General features: G+C 70.0%; 20 protein-coding genes. 13 read left to right on the forward strand and 7 right to left on the reverse strand.

Features of this window, described 5'->3' with window-relative positions; genetic code table 11:
• Positions 1–7: 7 nt before the first annotated feature.
• Positions 8–775: a DUF1206 domain-containing protein gene (locus AB0M01_RS34190; RefSeq protein WP_363676628.1), complete on the forward strand. Its 768-nt coding sequence runs from the start codon at positions 8–10 to the stop codon at positions 773–775.
• Here the strand turns inward: AB0M01_RS34190 and AB0M01_RS34195 are convergent.
• Both AB0M01_RS34195 and AB0M01_RS34200 read right to left on the reverse strand, forming a co-directional pair.
• The gene (locus tag AB0M01_RS34195) at positions 772–1,437 is read right to left on the reverse strand and encodes a hypothetical protein (protein ID WP_363676629.1); all 666 of its coding nucleotides are present in this window, start codon (positions 1,435–1,437) and stop codon (positions 772–774) included. The two genes, AB0M01_RS34190 and AB0M01_RS34195, sit on opposite strands and share 4 nt — an antisense overlap.
• Positions 1,437–2,039: a hypothetical protein gene (locus tag AB0M01_RS34200; protein WP_363676630.1), complete on the reverse strand. Its 603-nt coding sequence runs from the start codon at positions 2,037–2,039 to the stop codon at positions 1,437–1,439. Before AB0M01_RS34200 ends, AB0M01_RS34195 begins: the two co-directional genes overlap by 1 nt.
• A gap of 227 nt (positions 2,040–2,266) precedes the next feature.
• On the opposite strand from AB0M01_RS34200, the gene AB0M01_RS34205 reads away from it, so the two are divergent.
• Genes AB0M01_RS34205 through AB0M01_RS34230 form a run of 6 tightly spaced genes read left to right on the forward strand, consistent with a single transcriptional unit; the run spans position 2,267 to position 8,369 of the window.
• On the forward strand, positions 2,267–4,057 hold the full coding sequence (locus tag AB0M01_RS34205; protein ID WP_363676631.1) for an ABC transporter substrate-binding protein: 1,791 nt from the start codon (positions 2,267–2,269) through the stop codon (positions 4,055–4,057).
• Entirely contained in the window at positions 4,054–5,085 is a 1,032-nt protein-coding gene (locus AB0M01_RS34210; RefSeq protein WP_363676632.1) for an ABC transporter permease, read from the forward strand. The genes AB0M01_RS34205 and AB0M01_RS34210 overlap by 4 nt, the downstream gene beginning before the upstream one ends.
• Complete coding sequence (locus AB0M01_RS34215; RefSeq protein WP_363676633.1) at positions 5,082–5,960, forward strand: ABC transporter permease; 879 nt, start codon at positions 5,082–5,084, stop codon at positions 5,958–5,960. Before AB0M01_RS34210 ends, AB0M01_RS34215 begins: the two co-directional genes overlap by 4 nt.
• Entirely contained in the window at positions 5,957–6,913 is a 957-nt protein-coding gene (locus AB0M01_RS34220; protein ID WP_363676634.1) for an ABC transporter ATP-binding protein, read from the forward strand. Before AB0M01_RS34215 ends, AB0M01_RS34220 begins: the two co-directional genes overlap by 4 nt.
• Positions 6,913–7,836, forward strand: coding sequence for an ABC transporter ATP-binding protein (locus tag AB0M01_RS34225; protein ID WP_363676635.1), 924 nt, complete (start codon positions 6,913–6,915; stop codon positions 7,834–7,836). The genes AB0M01_RS34220 and AB0M01_RS34225 overlap by 1 nt, the downstream gene beginning before the upstream one ends.
• Positions 7,833–8,369 (forward strand): MOSC domain-containing protein, encoded by a 537-nt coding sequence (locus AB0M01_RS34230; protein WP_363676636.1) that lies wholly within the window; start codon positions 7,833–7,835, stop codon positions 8,367–8,369. Before AB0M01_RS34225 ends, AB0M01_RS34230 begins: the two co-directional genes overlap by 4 nt.
• 24 nt (positions 8,370–8,393) lie before the next feature.
• On the opposite strand, the gene AB0M01_RS34235 is transcribed toward AB0M01_RS34230, so the two are convergent.
• From AB0M01_RS34235 to AB0M01_RS34255, 5 genes are read right to left on the reverse strand one after another with little or no spacing between them, the layout of a single operon-like run.
• Positions 8,394–9,686: a DUF58 domain-containing protein gene (locus AB0M01_RS34235; RefSeq protein ID WP_363676637.1), complete on the reverse strand. Its 1,293-nt coding sequence runs from the start codon at positions 9,684–9,686 to the stop codon at positions 8,394–8,396.
• Complete coding sequence (locus AB0M01_RS34240) at positions 9,686–10,672, reverse strand: MoxR family ATPase (protein WP_363676638.1); 987 nt, start codon at positions 10,670–10,672, stop codon at positions 9,686–9,688. The genes AB0M01_RS34235 and AB0M01_RS34240 overlap by 1 nt, the downstream gene beginning before the upstream one ends.
• Entirely contained in the window at positions 10,644–11,810 is a 1,167-nt protein-coding gene (locus AB0M01_RS34245; protein WP_363676639.1) for a DUF4350 domain-containing protein, read from the reverse strand. The genes AB0M01_RS34240 and AB0M01_RS34245 overlap by 29 nt, the downstream gene beginning before the upstream one ends.
• Positions 11,807–12,424 carry a DUF4129 domain-containing protein gene (locus tag AB0M01_RS34250; protein ID WP_363676640.1) on the reverse strand — a complete coding sequence of 206 codons (618 nt, stop codon included), beginning with the start codon at positions 12,422–12,424 and terminating at the stop codon, positions 11,807–11,809. The genes AB0M01_RS34245 and AB0M01_RS34250 overlap by 4 nt, the downstream gene beginning before the upstream one ends.
• A 17-nt stretch (positions 12,425–12,441) precedes the next feature.
• Positions 12,442–13,473: a hypothetical protein gene (locus AB0M01_RS34255; RefSeq protein WP_363676641.1), complete on the reverse strand. Its 1,032-nt coding sequence runs from the start codon at positions 13,471–13,473 to the stop codon at positions 12,442–12,444.
• A 254-nt stretch (positions 13,474–13,727) separates the two neighbouring features.
• Here AB0M01_RS34255 and mtrA point away from each other — a divergent pair, with 254 nt between their 5' ends.
• The 6 genes from mtrA to AB0M01_RS34285 all read left to right on the forward strand — a co-directional run bounded on the left by mtrA (position 13,728) and on the right by AB0M01_RS34285 (position 20,323).
• Positions 13,728–14,405 (forward strand): MtrAB system response regulator MtrA, encoded by a 678-nt coding sequence (gene mtrA, locus AB0M01_RS34260; protein WP_077013824.1) that lies wholly within the window; start codon positions 13,728–13,730, stop codon positions 14,403–14,405.
• Between the two features lie 167 nt (positions 14,406–14,572).
• Positions 14,573–16,132, forward strand: coding sequence for an MtrAB system histidine kinase MtrB (mtrB, locus tag AB0M01_RS34265; protein WP_363676666.1), 1,560 nt, complete (start codon positions 14,573–14,575; stop codon positions 16,130–16,132).
• Between the two features lie 68 nt (positions 16,133–16,200).
• Positions 16,201–17,961: an LpqB family beta-propeller domain-containing protein gene (locus AB0M01_RS34270; protein ID WP_363676642.1), complete on the forward strand. Its 1,761-nt coding sequence runs from the start codon at positions 16,201–16,203 to the stop codon at positions 17,959–17,961.
• 452 nt (positions 17,962–18,413) lie between these two features.
• The gene (locus AB0M01_RS34275) at positions 18,414–18,911 is read left to right on the forward strand and encodes a GNAT family N-acetyltransferase (protein WP_363676643.1); all 498 of its coding nucleotides are present in this window, start codon (positions 18,414–18,416) and stop codon (positions 18,909–18,911) included.
• 96 nt (positions 18,912–19,007) lie between these two features.
• Positions 19,008–19,604: a sulfite oxidase-like oxidoreductase gene (locus AB0M01_RS34280; protein WP_363676644.1), complete on the forward strand. Its 597-nt coding sequence runs from the start codon at positions 19,008–19,010 to the stop codon at positions 19,602–19,604.
• A complete protein-coding gene (locus AB0M01_RS34285) occupies positions 19,574–20,323 on the forward strand; it encodes a ferredoxin reductase (RefSeq protein ID WP_363676645.1) in 750 nt (249 codons plus the stop codon). The genes AB0M01_RS34280 and AB0M01_RS34285 overlap by 31 nt, the downstream gene beginning before the upstream one ends.
• Positions 20,324–20,326: the final 3 nt, after the last annotated feature.

Genomic DNA, 20,326 nt, shown 5'->3' on the forward strand with positions numbered 1-20,326 from the left:
GAGCAGGATGAGCACCGCCAGTCAGGCCCAGAACAGCCGGGTGTACGACTATGCGATCACCGTGGGGCTGATCGCGTACGGCGTCGTCTACCTGCTGGTCGCGTGGATCGCGCTCCAGCTCGCTTTCGGGAAGTCGTCGGAGGAAGCCTCGCAGCAGGGCGCGTTGCAGGAGCTCGCCGACAAACCGCTCGGTGGCGTGCTGCTCTGGGTGGTCGCGCTGGGACTCTTCGCGCTCGTGGTCTGGAAGGGGCTCGAGCTCGCGTACGGGCACCTGGACACCGAGAAGAAGGTCTCGTCGGCCGGTCGTCTCGGGATGTACCTCGTGCTCGGCGTCAGCGCGATCAGGGTCGCGGTCGGGTCGGGTGGCGGCGGCAAGTCCAACCAGCAGTCGATGACCGCGAAGCTGATGGAGAACGGCGCCGGCCGGGTGCTCGTCGTACTGATCGGGCTGGTCATCATCGGCGTCGGTGTTCGCCAGCTGTACAAGGCGTACACGACGAAGTTCACCGAGGACCTGGTCGGTGGCGTCTCGCGCACCACGATCCGGCTCGGCCGGGTCGGGTACGCCGCCAAGGGCGTCGCGTTCTTCGTCGTCGGCGCGCTGTTCGCCTGGGCCGCGATCGACTACGACCCGAGCAAGGCCGGCGGCCTCGACACCGCGATGCGCACGATCAAGGACCAGCCGTTCGGCACCGTGCTGCTGACCGTGATGGCGCTCGGCCTGGCCTGCTTCGGTGTCTACTGCTTCAGCTGGTCACGCAACGCCAAGCACTAAAGGGTCCCTCCCGTGGTCTGGTGGGCGAGGTTGGACGCCGGGCCACGGTAGAACGCCCTGATCCGGTACGACGCCTTGCGCTCGGACGGGAGCGTGCTCAGCTCGGTGAAGGTCGTGCCGGGGTCGATGAAACCCGCCACCCGGTACGCCGGTTGCCCGTCGGGCTTGATCTCCAGCAGGAAGCCTTCCTCGTCGGTGGCGTTGTCCTTCCAGGTCACCCGGACCAGGTCGCCGCCGGCCGACTTCACGGCCACGTCGGTCGGCGTACCGGCCTCTGCGCGCACCGATCCCGGCTGGGCCTGCTTGCTCTCGGCCCGGAAGATCGTTGTCGAGGGCAACTGAACGGCGACCGCTTCGGAGGCCGGGCCGAGCACCGGCGTGACCCGGTAGTAGAACGGCGTCTTCGGCATCAGGTCCGGGTGCTGGAAGGTGTGCTGATCCGGCCCGAGGAAGTTGAGGATCGTGTACTGCCCGTCCTGCTCGGTCGCGAACTCGACGATCGTGCTGGTCGCGGCGTCCGGCGTACCGGACCAGTCGAGCGTGATGTCGACCGGTGAGGTGAGGGTGGCGGTGAGCTGGAGACCGGTGGCGGCCGGCTGACCGGTTGCCGAGCAACCGGTCAGCGCAGCCACCGCCAGTGCAGCGACGGCGAGTCGGAGCACTACTTCCGCCAGAACTTCACGCCGCTCCAGACCGTGGTGATCGGGCCGGAGCCGCTGTCGGTCCGGTAGGAGCCGAACTTGTCGTAGAAGTTGCCGCCGGGGCTGCCCATGCTGTGCCGCTGCGACCCGTTGATGTAGGTCCGGTGGCCGCTGCCGACGACGTGCACGGTGTTCACCCGGACCGTCGTCCCGACCGGGGCCGCGCCGTTCTGGATGGTGTCGCCGCCGACCCGGTAGAGCCGGCCGCCGCGCTCGACGGCGAGCATGAAGAACGGCCCGGCGGCGCTCTCGTTGAAGGTCTGCTTCAGCGAGATCCGGGTGCCGCCCATCGAGCTGATCCGGAAGTAGCCCTCGAACTGGCGGGATCCGCTGGAGTAGGTGGCGTAGCGGCGCTCGGCGCGCTGGTCGCCGCTGCCGGTCGAGCAGGTGAGCTGGAAGGTCAGCCCGTTGATCTGGCCGCAGCCGCGTTCCTGCTCGGTGAACGACGGCGAGTAGCTGGTCCAGCCGCCGGGCTCGACCTCGGCGGAGGCGGTCGGCACCGCGATCGCCGTACCGGCCACGACGGCGGCGGTTGCGCAGAGCGCGCGAAGGGTTCGTCTCATGGGGGCACCTCATCGGATAGTCATTCGGGGCGGTAATCACTGTCCGCATGCGTTGGCTCACCATAGGGCAAACGTTTACCAGTCCAACAGTGGTCTGGATGGGAATTTATGGAACTTGGTTCCATCTCAGCTCGGGAACGAACCTAGGTAACTTGTTGACAGTGAACCTCGAATTGGTGTGGCTTTCTCTCTAACACAAGCGCTTCTGGGTGGAAGGTGCGTGGCAGATGAGGAAGTGGTTCGCGGGGCTGGCGGCGGTGGCGCTGCTGGCGATCGGGACGGCGCCGGCGCAGGCGGCCGAACCGGGCAAGGCCAAGGTCGTGCGGGTCGGCGCGACCCAGTCGATGGACTCGATGAACCCGTTCCTCGGGGTCCGGCTGGTGTCGACCTCGATCTTCCGGTGGACCTACGGGTTCCTCACCGTGCCGGACGCCAAGACGCTGCAGCCGAGCGCCGACCTGGCCGAGTCCTGGACGACGTCGCCGGACGGGCTGACCTGGACGTTCAAGATCCGCCAGGCGAAGTGGTCCGACGGGCAGCCGATCACCGCCGACGACGCGGCCTGGACGTTCAACAAGATGATGACCGACGACGGCGCGAAGACCGCGAACGGCCCGGCGGTGGAGAACTTCGCGAGCGTCACGGCGTCCGGCCAGGACCTCACCATCAAGCTGAAGTCGCCGCAGGCCTCGATGCTGGAGAACCCGGTCCCGATCATGCCCAAGCACGTCTGGGAGAAGGTCGGCGACATCGGCAAGTTCGACGCCGAGACCTACCCGGCGGTGAGCAGCGGCCCGTACGTCGCGGTCGAGCACAAGAAGGACCAGTACGTGAAGCTGAAGGCGAACCCGGAGTACTGGCGGGGTGCGCCGAAGATCGACGAGCTGCAGGTGATCTTCTACGACAACCCGGCGGCCGCGGTGGTCGGCCTGAAGAAGGGTGACATCGACCTGCTCGGCCGGCTCGCGCCGCCGGACTTCGAGGCGCTCAAGGGCGACCCGAACGTGGTGCAGTGGAACAACGAGGGCCGGCGGTCGTCGTACCTGCAGATCAACCACGGCGCGACCACCAGCGACAACAAGCCGATCGGTGACGGGCACCCGGCGCTGAAGGACCCGAAGGTCCGGCAGGCGCTGCACTACGCGATCGACAAGCAGAAACTGGTCGACGAGGTGCAGAACGGGCTGGCCAAGCCGGCCGACGGCTCGATCGTGCCGCCGATGTACAAGGACTTCTTCTGGCAGGCCGAGGGCGACAAGAAGATCAGCTTCGACCTGGCCAAGGCCAACGGGATCCTCGATGCCGCGGGCTACAAGAAGGGGGCCGATGGCATCAGAACGATGCCGGACGGCTCGCGCAAGCTGCAGTTCCGGTTCAGCATCCACACCGACACCCCGATCGAGGACAAGCTCGCGGAGTACCTGACCGGGTGGTTCAAGGAGCTCGGCATCACGCTGACCACCAAGCGGCTGGACTCCAGCAAGTTCACCGAGGAGACCGGTACGACGGCCCTGTTCGACATCGCCATCAGCGGCTGGTCGGTCAACCCCGACCCGGAGGAGGTGCTGGCCACGCACCTGTGCAGCCGGCGCCCGACCGCGTCCGGTGAGGGCGGCGGCACCGAGTCGTTCTACTGCGACCCGCAGTTCGAGCAGCTCTACCAGCAGCAGCTCAAGGAGCTGGACCGGACCAAGCGGGCCGGGATCATCAAGCAGATGGAGGAGCGGCTCTACACCGACGCTCCGGTCATCGCGCTCTACTACCCGAACGACCTCGAGGGCTACCGCAAGGACCGGATCGCCAGCATCACGCCGATCCCGGAGGTCAACGGCATCCTGTACGGCGGCAGCGGCTACTGGCCGTTCTACACGGTCGAGGCGGTGACCGCCGACACCGCGGAAGAGGGCGGGACCAACACGGGTCTGATCGTCGGCGCAGGCATCGGTGTCGTCGTACTCGCCGGCGTCGTGCTGCTCTTCCTGCGCCGCAACGGCAAGGCCGCGGACGACCGCGAATGACAGTCGCCCCTTCGGCCACCCAGGAACTGGAGGAGAGCCCTGCCCGCCACGGCATGCTGCGGTACGCCCTGAGCAAGGCGGGTGGGGCTCTGCTCAGCATCTCGATGGTGATCGTGGCGACGTTCTTCCTGTTCCGGCTGCTGCCGGGGGACCCGGTCCGTGCGCTCGCGCAGGGCCGGAACATGACCCCGGAGCAGCTGGACCTGGAGCGGCACCGGCTCGGGCTGGACAAGTCGCTGCCCGAGCAGTTCTTCCAGTTCGTCAAGCAGACGGTGCAGTTCGACCTCGGGACGTCGTACGAGTACAAGCGGCCGGTGCTCGACCTGATCGGGGAGCGGATCGGCTCGACGCTGCTGCTCACCGGGACCGCGCTGGTGATGGCGGTCAGCCTGGGGATCTGGCAGGGCGCCCGCGCGGGCTGGAAGCCGGGGAGCAGGTTCGACAAGTTCTCCACGGCGATCTCGCTGGTGCTGTGGTCGGTGCCGACGTTCTGGCTCGGGCTCCTGCTGCTGATGGTGTTCGCGGCCGGCGTCGGCCCGATCCCGGGAATCTTCCCGACCCGCGGCATCGAGAGCGTCGACGCGCCGGACGGTTTCGCCTACATCCTCGACGTGGCCAAGCACATGGTGCTGCCGTGCCTCACGATGGTCGCGGTCGTGTACGCCCAGTACCTGCTGGTGATGCGGTCCTCGGTGCTCGACGAGGTCGGCCAGGACTACGTCACCACGGCCCGCGCGAAGGGCCTCAAGGACGACGACGTACGCCGTAAGCACGCCGTACCGAACGCGCTGCTGCCGACCGTGACGCTGGTCTTCATGCGGATCGGCTTCGTCGTCGGCGGCGCGGTCACGGTCGAGGCGATCTTCAGCTGGCCGGGCCTCGGGCAGCTGTTCTACGAGGCGATCCGGGTGCCGGACTTCACGCTGATGCAGGGCACCTTCCTGCTGATCACGGTCTCGGTGATCGTGATGAACACGCTCGCCGACGTCGTCTACCACCTGCTCGACCCGAGGGTGAGGTCCGCATGAGTGTCACCTGGACCCGGCGGAAGCGTTCCCTGCAACGGTTCTGGGCCGATTTCCGGCACCACCGGGCCGGTGTGGCCGGCCTGGCGATTCTGGTCGTGGCCGTCCTGCTCGCGCTGATCGCGCCGCTGTTCATCGACTCCGGCGTGACCAACGTGGTCAGCGGGACCGGCGAGAAGATGGCGCCGCCGAGCTGGGACGCGCCGCTCGGCACCGACGAGTCCGGCCGGTCGGTGCTGCTGATGATCTGGTGGGGATCGCGGACGTCGCTGCTGATCGGCTTCCTCGCGGCCCTGCTGAGCATGGTGATCGGGACCGTGCTGGGCATCGTCGCCGGGCACTTCCGGGGCTGGATCGGCGCGGTCGTACTGCGGATCACCGACTGGTTCCTGGTGCTGCCGTCGCTGGTCACCGCGCTCGTGCTGGCCGCGATCCTCGGCGGCAGTACGGCGACGATCGTGGTCGCGATCGGTGTCACCTCGTGGCCGTCGACCGCGCGCCTGATCCGCGCCCAGACCCTCGCGGTGGAGGCCCGGCCGTACATCGAACGCTCGACCGCGCTCGGCGGCGGGCACTGGCACATCGCCACCCGGCACGTGCTGCCGAACGTGGCGCCGCTGCTGCTGGCCAGCACCACGCTGGAGGTGGCGAGCGCGATCGTCACCGAGTCCACGCTGGCCTTTCTCGGGATCAGCGCCAACAAGACCTCCTGGGGGACCATGCTGCGCGGCTCGTACGACTGGGGCGCGGCGACATCGGGCGCGTGGTGGTACATCCTCGTACCGGGTCTGTGCATCGTCGCGGTGGTGATGGCGTTCACGCTCTGCGGGCGAGCGCTGGAGACGGTGCTGAACCCGCGGCTGCGGGGTGCCCGATGAGCCTCCTCGAACTCGACGAGCTGTCGGTCACCTACCGAATTTCTGGTGGTGGTGAAGTTCCTGCTGTCCGAGGTGTCTCGCTGGATCTCAACGCCGGCGAGGCTCTCGGCGTCGTCGGCGAGTCCGGCTCCGGCAAGTCCTCGCTGGCGATGGCCATCCTCCGCCTCCTCCCTCGCGACGCGCGGGTCGGCGGCAAGATCCTGCTCGACGGCGACGACGTCCTGACCATGTCCTGGGGCAAGCTCCGCGCGGTCCGCTGGGCCGAGGCGTCGATCGTCTTCCAGGGCGCCCAGCACGGCCTCAACCCGGTCCGCCGGGTCGGCGAGCAGATCGCCGAACCGCTGCTCGTCCACAAGCTCGCGGCCCCCGAGAAGGCCCGCAAGCGCGTCGCCGAGCTGCTCGACCAGGTCGGCCTTCCGGCCTGGCGCGCGAAGAGCTACCCGCACGAGCTGAGTGGTGGCCAACGGCAACGAGTGATGATCGCGATGGCGCTGGCCTGCGAGCCGCGCCTGATCATCGCCGACGAGCCGACCACCGCTCTGGATGTCATGGTCCAGGCGCAGGTCCTGACGCTGATCCGCGAGCTGGTCGCCGCCGAGGACATCGCGCTGCTGATGATCTCCCACGACCTGTCCGTACTCGCCGATCTCTGCGACCGGCTCGCGGTCATGTACGCCGGCCGCGTGGTCGAGGCCGGTCCGTCGAGCGGTGCGTTCGCGCACCCGTACAGCCGGGCCCTGTCGGCGGCGTTCCCGACGATCGGCGACCCGGCGTCGCGGCTCGCCCCGAAGGGACTCGGCGGCGATCCACCGGACCCGGCCGCGCTGCCGCCGGGCTGCGTCTTCCACCCGCGCTGCGCGGTGGCGCTGGAGACGTGCTCGACGGTCGAGGTCGAGCTGCGGCCGGCGGGCGACCGGCGTACGGCGGCGTGCGTGCTGGTCGGGGAGGCCTGATGCTCGAGGCAAGGAACCTGTCGGTCGAGTTCGCGGCCCGCGGACGGCGCGCGCGGGCCGTCGACGGGGTGAACCTGGCCGTCGGCGCGGGCGAGATCGTCGCGCTGGTCGGCGAGTCCGGCTGCGGCAAGACGACGCTCGCGCGGACGCTGCTCGGGCTGGAAAGGCCGGCCGGCGGCCAGGTCCTCTACAACGACGAGCCCCTGAGCTACCGGCCTCGCGACCTCAAGTCCTACCGGCGTCAGGTCCAGCTCGTCCTCCAGGATCCCACCGGTTCCCTCAACCCGCGGCAGACCGTGTACGAAGCCGTTGCCGAGGGCCCGCGAATCCACAAGCTGCCGGACGAGGAGAAGGTGGTCGCCGACGCGCTCTCCCGTGCCGGTCTGCGGCCGCCGGAGCGGTTCTTCCTGCGCTACCCGCACGAGCTGTCCGGCGGTCAGCGCCAGCGGGTGGTGATCGCGGGCGCGCTTGCTCTGAACCCTCAGGTCCTGATCGCCGACGAGCCCGTCGCGTCCCTCGACGCTTCGGTCCGCGGCGAGATCCTCGCGCTGCTGCTCAAGCTGCGCGACGAGCTCGGGCTGTCCGCGCTGGTCGTCACCCATGACCTCGGGCTGGCCTGGAACATCGCCGACCGGGTCGCGGTGATGTACCTGGGCCGGATCGTCGAGTCCGGGCCGACCGAGCAAGTCCTGCAGAACCCGCAGCACCCGTACACCAAGGCGCTGCTGTCGGTGCTGCCCGAGTCGCCGGAGAAGATCGTGCTCACCGGCGAGCCGCCGGACCCGACCCGGATCCCGTCCGGCTGCCGCTTCCACCCGCGCTGCCAGGTGGTCGTCGCGGAGTGCCGCACGGAGCCGCTGGAGATCCTGCCCGCCGCTGTGTCGCAGCAGGCGGCGTGCCATCTCCTTAAGCTGGACGGGTGAGAGTCCACTCGGTCAACCACGACACCCGGCACCGGTTCAGCAAGCCGCCGGTGCCCGAGATCACGCTGATCGAGGGCATCGGCGTCGAAGGCGACGCGCACTCGGGCGCCACCGTCCAGCACCTGCACCTGATCAAGCTCGACGCCTCGGCGCCCAACCTGCGCCAGGTCCACCTGATCCAGGCCGAGCTGTTCGCCGTACTGGCTGAAGCCGGCTACGAGGTCGGCCCGGGCGATCTCGGCGAGAACGTCACGACGGACGGCGTCGACCTGCTCAACCTGCCCACCGGCACCGAGCTCCACCTGGGCGACACCGCCGTCGTCACCCTCACCGGCCTGCGCAACCCGTGCACGCAGATCAACAAGTTCCGCAAGGGGCTGCTGAAGACGATGCTCCACAAGGACGCTGCCGGCGAGGTCGTGCGCCTGACCGGCGTGATGTCCGTGGTGAACCAAGGCGGAGTGGTCCGGCCGGGCGACCAGCTGAAGGTCGTCTACCCGTCCGAACCGCACCAGCCGCTCGATCTGGTCTGACCCAAGCTCTGTCACTCGTTGCGGCTAGAGGCGGCCGGCTTTCTTCAGCGCCAGGTAGGTGTCGGCCAGCGCCGGGGCGATCTGGTCCGGGTTCTCGTCGACGACCGTGACGCCGGCTCGGGTGAGTACCGCGGTGACGCGTTCGCGGTCGAGCCGCGAGCGGGCGGCCGAGGCAGCGCCGTACAGCTCGATCAGGTCGGCGCGGGCGGCTTCGAGCTCGTCGAGGCGCGGGTCGGCGACCGAGGCCAGTACGACGACGTGGCGGCGCAGCAGCGGGCCGATGACGGGGAGCAGGGACTCCTCGATGACGGCCGGCTCGAGGCCGGTCAGTAGGACGACGAGGGAGCGCTGGCCCAACCGCTCCAGCGTCTGCGAGACGACGACGCGGAAGTCCGTCTGCACCAGCTCGGCGTCGACGTTGGCCAGCGCGTTGACGAACGACGGCAGCACGTCCTCCGGCGCCGGACGCCGTACATCGGCCCGGACCGCGGAATCGCAAGCCAGCAACGAAACCCGGTCACCAGCCCGCGTCGCCAGCGCCGCGAGCAGCAGCGCGGCGTCCATCGCGTGGTCGAGCCGCGGCGCGTCACCAACACGACCCGCGGACATCCGCCCGGAGTCGATCACGATCGCCACCTGCCGGTCCCGCTCCGGCCGCCAGGTCCGCAGTACGACGCTGCTGCGCCGCGCGGTCGCCCGCCAGTCGATGCTGCGCACGTCGTCGCCCGGCACGTAGTCGCGCAGCGAGTCGAACTCCGTCCCCTGCCCGCGGACGAGCAGCGCGGTCCGCCCGTCCAGCTCCCGCAGCCGGGCCAGCCGTGACGGCAGGTGCTTGCGGCTGTTGAACGGTGGCAGTGCCCGCACAGTCCACGGCACGTCGTGCGACCCCTGCCGTCCAGCAAACCCCAGCGGCCCAACAGACCGCACAGTCACCCGATAGGCCTTCCGGTCACCACGCCGCGTCGGCACCAGATGCGTCATCAGTCGCCGCCGCTCACCACCTGGTAGATCCAGCTTGTGCGGAGGATCCAGTACGCCGGCCGAAGGCGGCCAAGCGTCCCGAAGCAACCCCCTCACCCGCCGACCCGGATTGGCGACCAGCAACGTCACAACAGCCTGCTGCCCGAGCCGCACCGCCGTGTCCCCGTCCCTGCTGAGCTGCAGCCGCCGCGGCGACCCAGCGAGCAGCAGGTCGACCAGGCACACCACCAGGACGACAGCAACGACCAGACCGACACCGGACCAGTTCGGCATCGCCAGAGCGACGAAGACGACTCCCAAGCCGGCCAGCAGACCGGCCCGGCCCGTGACGACCATCAGCGTGGAACCGGAACGGTGGCGAGCACGCTCTCCAGTACGGCGTCCGCCGTGACGCCCTCCAGCTCGGCCTCCGGCCGGATCTGCACCCGGTGCCGCAGGCAAGGACGAGCCATCGCCTTCACGTCGTCCGGGATCACGTAGTCACGTCCGGACAGCCAGGCCCAGGCCCTGGCGACCGCCAGCAGCGCGGTGGCACCACGCGGCGACACCCCGAGCTGCAACGACGGCGACTGCCTGGTCGCCCGGCACAGGTCCACGACGTACGCCAACAGGTCCTCCCGTACGGCGACCCGGCGTACGGCGGCCTGCCCGGCGAGCAGGTCCTCCGGCCCGGCCACCGGGCGGATCCCGGCGGCGACCAGGTCCCGCGGGTCGAACCCCTGCGCGTGCCGGGCCAGTACGGCGATCTCGGCGTCCCGCGGCGGGATGTCCAGCGTCACCTTGAGCAGGAACCGGTCGAGCTGGGCCTCCGGCAACGGGTACGTGCCCTCGTACTCGATCGGGTTCTGCGTCGCGGCGACGACGAACGGCGACGGCAGCTTGCGCGGCTCGCCGTCGACGGTGACCTGCCGCTCCTCCATCGCCTCCAGCAGCGCGGCCTGGGTCTTCGGCGGCGTCCGGTTGATCTCGTCGGCGAGCAGGATGTTGGTGAACACCGGGCCGGGCCGGAACTCGAACTCGCTGGTCTTCGCGTCGTACACCAGCGACCCGGTGACGTCACCGGGCATCAGGTCCGGGGTGAACTGGACCCGCTTGGTGTCCAGCCGCATCGCCATCGACAGCGCCCGCACCATCAGCGTCTTCGCCGTACCGGGGACGCCCTCGAGCAGGACGTGGCCACGGCAGAGCAGGGCGAGCACCAAGGCGGTGACGGCGGTGTCCTGGCCGACGACGGCCTTGCCGATCTCCGTGCGCAGCTCGACCAGAGCCTGGCGGGCCCGCTCCGGGGTCACCTCAGCGGTCCGTTGTGCTTCCGCCGTCACGGGCTACCTCCTGGGTCAGTACTTGCAGAGCGTCGGACAGAGAAATGAGTGCGGCGTCGTCGACCGGAGGCCCGCCGTAGAGGATGTCGTACAGCATCGCCGGGTCCAGACTGGTCCGGGCAGCGAGCGCACTGACCACTGCGGTCGGGTCGGCCCGGCGGGGGATGCCGTGGACCTTGTAGATCTTGCCGAGCGCCGACTCGCGCAGCGCGGCAGCAGCGCGGTCCCTGGCGCGTGAGCGCCGGTAGAGCCGGGCCCGGCCCTCGGTGGTCTCAGCAGCGTGTACGACGACCGGCAGCGGCTCCGGCACGACCGGACCGAGCCGGCGGCCTCGCCAGAGCGCGACGACGAACACCGCGAAGGCCAGCGCCCAGGCGATGTACCGGACGTCCGGCGGGATCAGCGGCGGCCCGTCGCCGGTGCCGGCGTCGTCGAAGTCCGACGACTCGTACTGCGGGAGGTACCAGACCAGCTCCGAGTGGGTGCCGAGCAGGTTGAGCGCGAGCGCCGCGTTGCCGTCGTCGGCCAGCTCGGCGTTCGTGAACGACTGCTGGGTGCCGACCACGTCGACGGTCCGGCCGGCGCGCTCGATCCGGACCAGCGTGGAGTTGATGCCGTCGCCGTAGCAGGACTGGGCCTGCCGAGGGGCTGTGTACGTCGTACCGCGGACCGTCACCGTGCCGGCCTTGAGCGCCGCCGGCAGGTCGCAGCCGGGGGAGCGGCTGCCGGCGGGCAGCGTGGAGCTGGCGTTCTCGATGCCGGGAGCAAGCGTCTCCAGCGCCTCGCGGCCGGGCCGGACCAGGATCAGGTGCTCCCAGCCCGACGCGTCGATCCGGCGCCAGTCGCTGCTGCTCAGGTTCCCCGACGGGCCGATCAGCAAGGCCCGGTCGGCTCCGCTGCCCACCGCGTCGTCCAGGTTCTCCGTGCCGGTCACCTGGACGCCGTGGTCCTCCAGCAGCGTCGCCAGCGCCTTGGCGCCACTGCCCTCGGCCGAGTCCGGGCTGAACGGACCAGAGGTCCGAGCAGCCGTCAGAACCATCAGCACGACCACACCGAGCACGATCACGGCTGTCGCCAGCAGGGGGATCCGGAGCGCTCGCCAGCCTTCGCCGACGCTCCGGCCGACCGGTGTGCTCATCCCTGGACCAGCGCCCTGGTGGAGACCCGGCGGGCCGCCTCGTCGGCAGCCACCACCTTGGCGTAGCGCTCCGGCGTACCGGGGCGGTTGCCGTAGACAACCTCCGTGAACGCGTCAGCCGCTGGGTGCAGCGGGTCGCGCAGCGCAGGCACGGCGCGACCGGCGTCGGCTGCTGCCTCGTACGCCGTACGCCCGGCTCTCTCGTCGAGCACTGTGCGTTCCGTCAGCTCGGCAACACAAGCGCGGAACCTGCTGCGTACTGCCGACCTGTAGTCACCCGCAGCGGCCTCCTGCTCTGCCTGCGCGCGGTACTGGGCAGCACTGCGTGGACGCTCGGTGTCGAACACTGTCTGGCTGGCCTTGCCTCCTGACGTCCGCAGCACACCAGCGCGCCACAGCACGACCACCACGACCAGGGCGATCAGTCCGAACAGCAGGATCAGCCCGGTGCGCCCGTTGGTGCTGGGACTCACCAGACCGTCCAGCAGGTCGGCGATCCACTCGAACACCTTCTGGACCGCCCTGCTGACCAGGGAGTCGCCCGCCTGGCCGTAGACCGGCTTGGACAGCTCCCGGGCCGCCTCGGCGGCCGCGTCTTCCCGGCTGATGTCCACCGGGGGCTCGAAAGGAATCAACGTTGCCACTCCGTCGGTCCGGGCACGGTCGGCCGCAGCGAGGGCCGCATCCACAGGTCGAGCCCCTCACGGCGGACGCGGAGGTCCAGGTAGATCAGCGCCTGGACGGCGGACATGAAGGCCAGGCTGGCGATCAGCGTGGCCACGGTCGCCGTACCGGCAGCGGCCGCGACGGCGATCCCGACGATCAGCGCGGCGTCGCCCTCGCTGCTGTCGACCCAGCTGCCCAGCGTCAGCACCAGCGTCGTCACGCCGAACTGCAGCGCGTAGCTGACAATGTTGACCACAACACCGCCGAACAGCAGCACACCGAAGACCCGCCAGAACCTGCCCTTGACCAGGTACCAGGAACGCTTCAGCGCGCCCCAGACGCCAACCCTGGCAGGGACGTAGAGGCCGATGTCGGGCGCGTGCTTGCCCTCCATCAGCACCACGGTCCCGGACAGCACCAGCCGGATGCCGAAGATGATCACCAGCACAGCGCCGATCAGGATCATCGCCAGTGCGACGAGTCCGGCCACGTCCGAGGAGATCGCGGCGTCGGCGCCGAGCCCGACACCGAAGACACTCAGCCCCCAGCCCGCCAGCAGTACGACGAACGACAGCGACTGCAGCAGCCCGACACCGGCCAGCGCCGGCAGCGCCGGCCGGACCAGCCGCAGCAGCTCCCGCGGCCCGAGCCGCCGGCCCAGCTGACTGCGGACCGCGGCCAGCGCGATGATCCCGGCCAGCATGCTCGACACCACCGCGAACAGCACCAGCTGCACGCCGTACATCAACAGGAGCGCGGCGCCGGCCTGCTCCAGCGGGTCGTCCTCGCCGAACAGGGCGCCGATCCCCCCGGGCACCGTCAGCTGGGTCAGACCGGCCTGTACGGCGGCCAGCGCGATCCCCGCCAGCACCGGCAGGCCCAGCATGATCGCCTTGTTCTCCGAGATCGTCCGGGCCGCGTTGTCCAGCAGGTCGGCCGGCAGCCAGGGCCGCAGCGGGTCCCCGCCGCCGTCGCGCACCCCGAGGTCGTCGCGCACGCCGTACCTCCCCTCGCGTCCCCGCCCCGGGTTGTCCCCCGGGCACGACTTGCACCATGATCACCCCCCGGGCGGTCCACGGACCCGCATTGCCGGGGGCTCGCCCGGCGATCCGGCGTGTGCACTACCTGGGGAATGGGACACTATCCGTAGTGCGGCCCCGAGTCGCACCACCTGATTCGACGAACCGGACCGGCAGACGGCAAGCGGCAACGGCAGGCAGGGAGCAGGGCGTGGCAGAAGGCAACCGGACGATGCGAGGACGCGTTCTCATCGTCGACGACGACACGGCGTTGTCGGAGATGCTCAGCATCGTGCTGCGCAACGAGGGCTACGACACCTATCTGTGTGCGACCGGTGACAAAGCGGTACCGGCGTTCCGGGAGTTCAAGCCCGACCTGCTGCTGCTCGACCTGATGCTGCCCGGCATGGACGGGATCGACGTCTGCCGCGCGATCCGGGCCGAGTCCGGCGTCCCGATCGTGATGCTGACCGCCAAGAGCGACACCGTCGACGTGGTGCTCGGACTGGAGTCCGGCGCCGACGACTACGTGGTGAAGCCGTTCAAGCCCAAGGAGCTGGTGGCCCGGATCCGGGCCCGGCTGCGCCGGATGGACGAGCCCGGCCCGGAGTCGCTGACCATCGGCGACCTCACCATCGACGTCGCCGGGCACTCGGTGAAGCGCAGCGGCGAGACCATCCAGCTCACCCCGCTGGAGTTCGACCTGCTGGTCTGCCTGGCCTCCAAGCCCTGGCAGGTGTTCACCCGTGAGGTTCTGCTCGAGCAGGTCTGGGGGTACCGGCACGCCGCCGACACCCGGCTGGTCAACGTGCACGTCCAGCGGCTGCGCTCCAAGATCGAGAAGGACCCCGAGCACCCGGAGATCGTGGTGACCGTCCGCGGCGTCGGCTACAAGGCGGGTGCGGACTGATCGAGTACGGCCGCGACGACGCGTCGCAGGCGGACAAGCCGGACACCGCACCGGAGCCTCGCGGGACCGAGATCGAGCTCACCGCCGCCGGGCTGGACTGGCACGCCCAGCCGGCGCCGTTCTGGCGCACCCACCCGGCCCGCTGGCCGGACATCTGGCGGCGCTCGATCCAGGCCCGGATCGTCACCGGCACGCTGCTGATGTCGACCGTCGTCCTGATCCTGGTCGGCTGGGTGATGATGAGCCAGGTCACCGACGGCGTCCTGGAGTCGCGCCGGACCAGCGCCCAGACCGAGGCCGCCGCGCAGCTGAACGCGCTGTCCAGCTCGATCAACGCCGCCGACCCGGCGACGATCACCCAGAAGCTGACCGAGCTCGTCCAGAACTCCAACCGGGCCGGCCTGTACGACGTGGTCCTGATGCCCACCGACAACTCCGGCTCGGTCCTGATCCAGCAGACCGGCGGCGTGGTCAGCAACTCGGTGCCCCAGGAGCTGCAGTCGTCGGTCGGCAGCGACCCCACCGTGCTGTGGGACACCTACACGCTGATCAACTACGAGGGCAGGCCGAGCGCACCGGGCCTGGCGATCGGTTCCCAGGTCCGCGTCGACTCCACCGGCGAGCGGTACGAGGTGTACTTCCTGTTCCCGCTCACGGCCCAGCAGGAGACGCTGGACGTCGTACAGCGGGCTCTGCTCACCGCTGGTCTGCTGCTGGTCGTGCTGCTGGGTGCGGTCGCCTGGCTGGTCACCCGGCAGGTCGTGACCCCGGTGCGGATGGCCCGGCGGATCGCTGAGCGGCTGGCGGCCGGCAAGCTCGAGGAGCGGATGCAGGTCCGCGGTACCGACGACCTGGCCCGGCTGGCGGTCTCCTTCAACAAGATGGCCAGCAACCTGCAGCAGCAGATCCGCCGCCTGGAGGAGCTGTCCCGGCTGCAGCGCCGGTTCGTCTCCGACGTCTCCCACGAGCTGCGCACACCGCTGACCACCGTCCGGATGGCCGCCGACCTGCTGCACGAGACCCGCGACGAGTTCGACCCGATCAGCCGCCGCTCGGTCGAGCTCCTGCAGAACGAGCTGAACCGCTTCGAGGAGCTGCTCGCCGACCTGCTCGAGATCAGCCGGTTCGACGCCGGCGCAGCCGCCCTCGACCTCGAGGACGTCGACCTGCGCGACATCGTCGCCCGGGTGCTGGAGAACCACGAGACCCTGCTCGAGCGCAAGGGCTGCGAGGTCCAGCTCGACATGCCCGAACCGTGCCGCGCCCAGGTCGACGCCCGCCGGATCGAGCGGATCCTGCGCAACCTGATCGGCAACGCGATCGAGCACAGCGAAGGCCGGCCGATCCTGATCAGTACGGCGACCGACGACGACGCCGCCGCGGTCGCCGTCCGCGACCACGGCATCGGCTTCCGCGCCGAGGAGGCCGAGATGGTGTTCAGCCGGTTCTGGCGGGCCGACCCGGCCCGCGCCCGGACCACCGGCGGGACCGGTCTCGGCCTGTCGATCGCGCTCGAGGACGCCCGGCTGCACGGCGGCCGCCTCGACGCCTGGGGTGCGCCCGGCGACGGCGCGTACTTCCGCCTCACCCTGCCCCGCCGCCCGGACGTCACCCTGTCCGGCTCCCCGCTGCCCGCGCGCCCCTCCGACGCGTCCCGGGTGGTCCCGGAGATGCTGGTCGACGTCGGAGCGCCGTACCAGAAGCTGACCGGTGGTGACGACCTGTGAAGCGACGAGCGACGCCAGCAGCGCGTACGGCGAGCCGGCGTTGGTCGGCGCCGGGATCCGCTGCTCGGGTGCTGGGCGCTGGGCTGGCCGTCGTACTGGTGGCTGCCGGGTGCGCGTCCGTGCCCACCGAGGGCCAGATCCGCAACGGCAGCAAGAACGCGGCCGCCGCGTCCGGCGGCCGGGTCGGCGTCGAGGCGCAGGTGCCGCGGACGAACGCGAAACCCGCCGCGCTGGTCAGTGGGTTCGTCGAGGCGATGTCCGACTTCAGCAACTACGACACCGCGCGCCAGTACATGACGCCGGCCGCGGCGGCGAAGTGGGAGCCGGAGAAGGGGATCACGGTCTACGACCAGTCCTCGACCAAGGCCCTCACCCAGGTCCCCGGCACCAACACGATCCGGCTCCGCGCCCCGATGGTCGGCACCATCGACGCCCGCGGCAGCTGGTCGTCCGCGCCCCGCGGCGCGATGGTCGACTTCAACTTCACCGTCCAGCAGGCCGACGGGCAGTTCCGCGTCTCCAGCGTCCCCAACGGGACCTTCCTGCCCAACAACCAGCTCGAGTCGCGGCTCGAGCCGTACGCGCTGTACTTCGCCAACCGCGACCGCGACATGCTCGTCCCCGACCCGATCTTCCTGCCCCAGCTGCCGCCCGGCCAGGTCGCGACCCGGCTCGTCCAGGAGCTGCTCAAGGGCCCGACCAACCGGCTCGGCAACGGCGTCGGCACGGCCGCGCCGCCCGGTACGCAGGTCAACGTCTCGGTACCGGTCGAGCTCGGTGAGGCGACCGTCGAGCTGAGCAAGTCCGCCGCGGGCCTGTCCGCCGCCGACCGCGGCGTACTGGCCGCGCAGATCATGTGGACGCTGCGCCCGATCAGCACCCGGGTGCGGATCACCGTCGACGGCGCAGGCCTGGTCGAGAACAGCACCGACGCGCTCCAGTTCGCCAACTACGCCCAATTCGACCCGACGGTGCCGATCCCGCAGATGAAGGAGCTGTACGGCGTCGTCAACCAGAAGATCGTCCGCGCCAACCTCGACAGCGCCACCACCATCGGCATCACCCGCCTCGACGACAGCCTGCTCTACCGGTACGCCGCCGAGAGCTTCGCCGTCGACCCCCGCGGCGAGACCGGCGCCGTGGTGACCGAGACCGGCGGCGAGAAAGTCGTTGCCATCGGCCCGTTGGATGCCGCCACCGACGACGACGACAAGGTCGACCTGGTCCCGACCGACGGCACCGTCCTGCGCCCCAGCTTCGACAGCCAGGACAACCTGTGGATCCTCGACCGCGCCGCCGGCGACACCCCGCGGCTGCGGGTCCGCTTCAAGGACGGCAAGCTCGCCGAGGTCCGCACCACCTTCCAGGGGCGCACACCGGTCCAGCTCCGGATGGCGCCGGACGGCGTACGGGCGCTGCTGGTGATCCGCGAGAAGAACGGCCAGAACACGGTCGAGACCGCGACCGTCACCACCGACGACGCCAAGCGCCTGCAACTGAGCCAGCCGCGACCGCTGCAGGTCCCGCTCTACGACATCACCGACGCCACCTGGAACCAGCTCGGCGTCCTCGTCTCCGGCCGCCCCACCCCGACCGGCGCCCGCCAACCCTGGCTCGTCAACGTCGACGGCTCCGCGCCTCGCATCATCCCCGGCTCCCCGAACAACGCCTTCCAGTCGGACGTCCTGGCATCGAACCCGAACATCGACACGCTCCCGGTCGTCCGCGACACCGAGGGTGTCACCCACTGGCAAAGCAAAGACCTCAACTGGTCAGAACTCGAGGAAAACGACCAGCCGATCAAGATCACCCCGATCTACCCGGGCTGATCCCTGTCGGGATTTGCCCCCATGCGGTCGGTGGGCGGGTGCTTCGAGCCCACCCGCCCCCTCTGTCTCAGGCTGCGTGGTTCGTGGTGATCCCTGTCAGGTGGCGCCTCCACGGAGTTGGTGGCTGGACGTGAGCGAGCCCGCGCGCCTGCCCGCCCCCTCTGCGTCGCGGTGCGTGGTTGCGGGTGATCCCCGTCGGCTTCTGCCCCACGCGGTCGGTGGGTGTGGGCGTGTCCACGTCGACACCCACCACCGACTAACCACCACCAGCCACGGCGTGTCGCGCCGACACGCCGGTGCTGCGGGAGGTTGGACAGTGGTGGGCGTCGGCGTTCGGTCCGAGGCACGCCGAAACGCAAGGGCCGACGTCGATCTGGTTCGACGTCCGGTCCGAGGCGCGCCGAAACGCACGGGCCTGCGGGATCATCGATGCTGCCGTCAGGATCAGCAGCATGATCTTGCAGACGAATCGCCTCGAACTGGTGCCGCTCGGGCCCGAGCACGCAGACGACCTGTGGAGTGTCTACTCCGACCCCCAGGTCGCGCGGTACGTCGGCGGTGACTCCCTGACCCCGGAGTCCACCCGTGCGCAGACCGAGCGGTGCGCGCGGGAGTGGGCGGAGCGCGGGTACGGGCAGAGTGCGGTGATCGTGAAGGAGACCGGGCAGCTGGTGGGTCGCATCGGGCTCAGTCATTGGCCCGAGTGGCAGGAGGTCGAGCTCGGCTACGCGCTGCGGCAATCGGCTCAGGGGCAGGGGTTGGCCCGCGAGGGTGCGAGGGCCTGGATCGAGTGGGCGAGGGGGAATCTCGCCGACGACCACCTGACCGCCGTCATCCATCCCGACAACGCTCCGAGCGCTCGCCTGGCCGAACACCTCGGGTTCACGCTCGGGCGCCAGGACACCGTCAACGGCATCAAGGTGAACGTCTTCTGTCTCCCGCTTCGGTGATTCAGGCTGGAGAAGGAAAGGTTCGGCGCGGCTCCTGACACAGGGAGACATGTCAATCGAACGAGGTACGAAGCTGCCGCCCTGGGCGGGTGCCTGATGGCTGTCACCAGGGGGTTCGTCGGGCGGCGCTCGGCGGAGTCGTCGCGGGTGCCGCCGGGGCAGTACGAGACGCGGGACTTTCCGGTGCTGTCGGCCGGGCCGACGCCGACCACGCGGCTGGAGGACTGGGACTTCACGATTCGCGGTGCGGTGGACGAGCCGGTGTCGTGGTCGTGGGCGGAGTTCCAGGCGTTGCCGCGGGAGAAGATCACCGTCGACATCCACTGCGTGACGAAGTGGACGCGGCTCGACATGATGTGGTCGGGGGTGCCGATCGACACGTTCCTCGACGGGGTGTCGACGCCGGCGGTGCATGCGCTGGCGTTCTCCGACGGTGGCTACACCACGAACGTTCCGCTCGCGGACCTTCGCGGAGGGAAGGCCTGGATCGTCGACCAGTACGACGGGAAGGCGCTCGACCCCGAGCACGGTGGGCCGGCCCGGCTGCTCGTGCCGCACCTGTACTTCTGGAAGAGCGCGAAGTGGGTCCGCGGGCTGACGCTGATGACCGAGGACCAGCCGGGATTCTGGGAGAGGTACGGCTATCACAACTATGGAGACCCGTGGAAAGAGCAGCGGTACTACGGCGACTGAGCTGGCAGACCGGAACGGTGGTCGGGTCGAGCTTCGAGACGCCACGGGTGAAGACCATCACGCTGGCTGTCCCGGGCTGGCCCGGGCATCGCGCGGGGCAGCATCTCGACGTACGGCTGACCGCGCCGGACGGTTACCGGACCGAGCGGAGCTACTCGATCGCGTCCGGGCCGGAGGACGAGAACGTGTCGATCACCGTCGAGCGGCTCGACGACGGTGAGGTCTCGCCGTTCCTGGTCGACGAGCTGCGCGCGGGCGACGAGCTCGAGTTCCGCGGGCCGATCGGCGGGCACTTCGTCTGGGACGGCGACACCGCGGCGCCGTTGTTCCTGATCGGTGGGGGATCGGGCGTGGCGCCGTTGCGGGCGATGCTGCGGCACCACCGGGCGCGGAACAGCGAGGCGCCGGTTCGATTGCTGTACTCCGCGCGCTCGCGCGAACTCCTGATCTACCGTACGGAGCTCAGCGAGCTGGGCGCCGATGACCTGATCGACGTCGCGATCACGCTCACGCGGGAGGCGCCGGACGACTGGGACGGGCACCGCGGCCGCATCGATCCGGCGCTGCTGGCCGAGACGGGCTGGCCGGTCGGCGTACAGCCGCTCACCTACATCTGCGGGCCGACCGCGTTCGTCGAGACGGCGGCCCGCGGCCTGGTGGGCCTGGGCCACGATCCAGCCCGCATCCGCACCGAACGCTTCGGCGGGACAGGAGGCTGACCA

It is taken from the genome of Kribbella sp. NPDC051770, assembly GCF_040681455.1.
In the GTDB taxonomy this organism is placed as follows: domain Bacteria; phylum Actinomycetota; class Actinomycetes; order Propionibacteriales; family Kribbellaceae; genus Kribbella.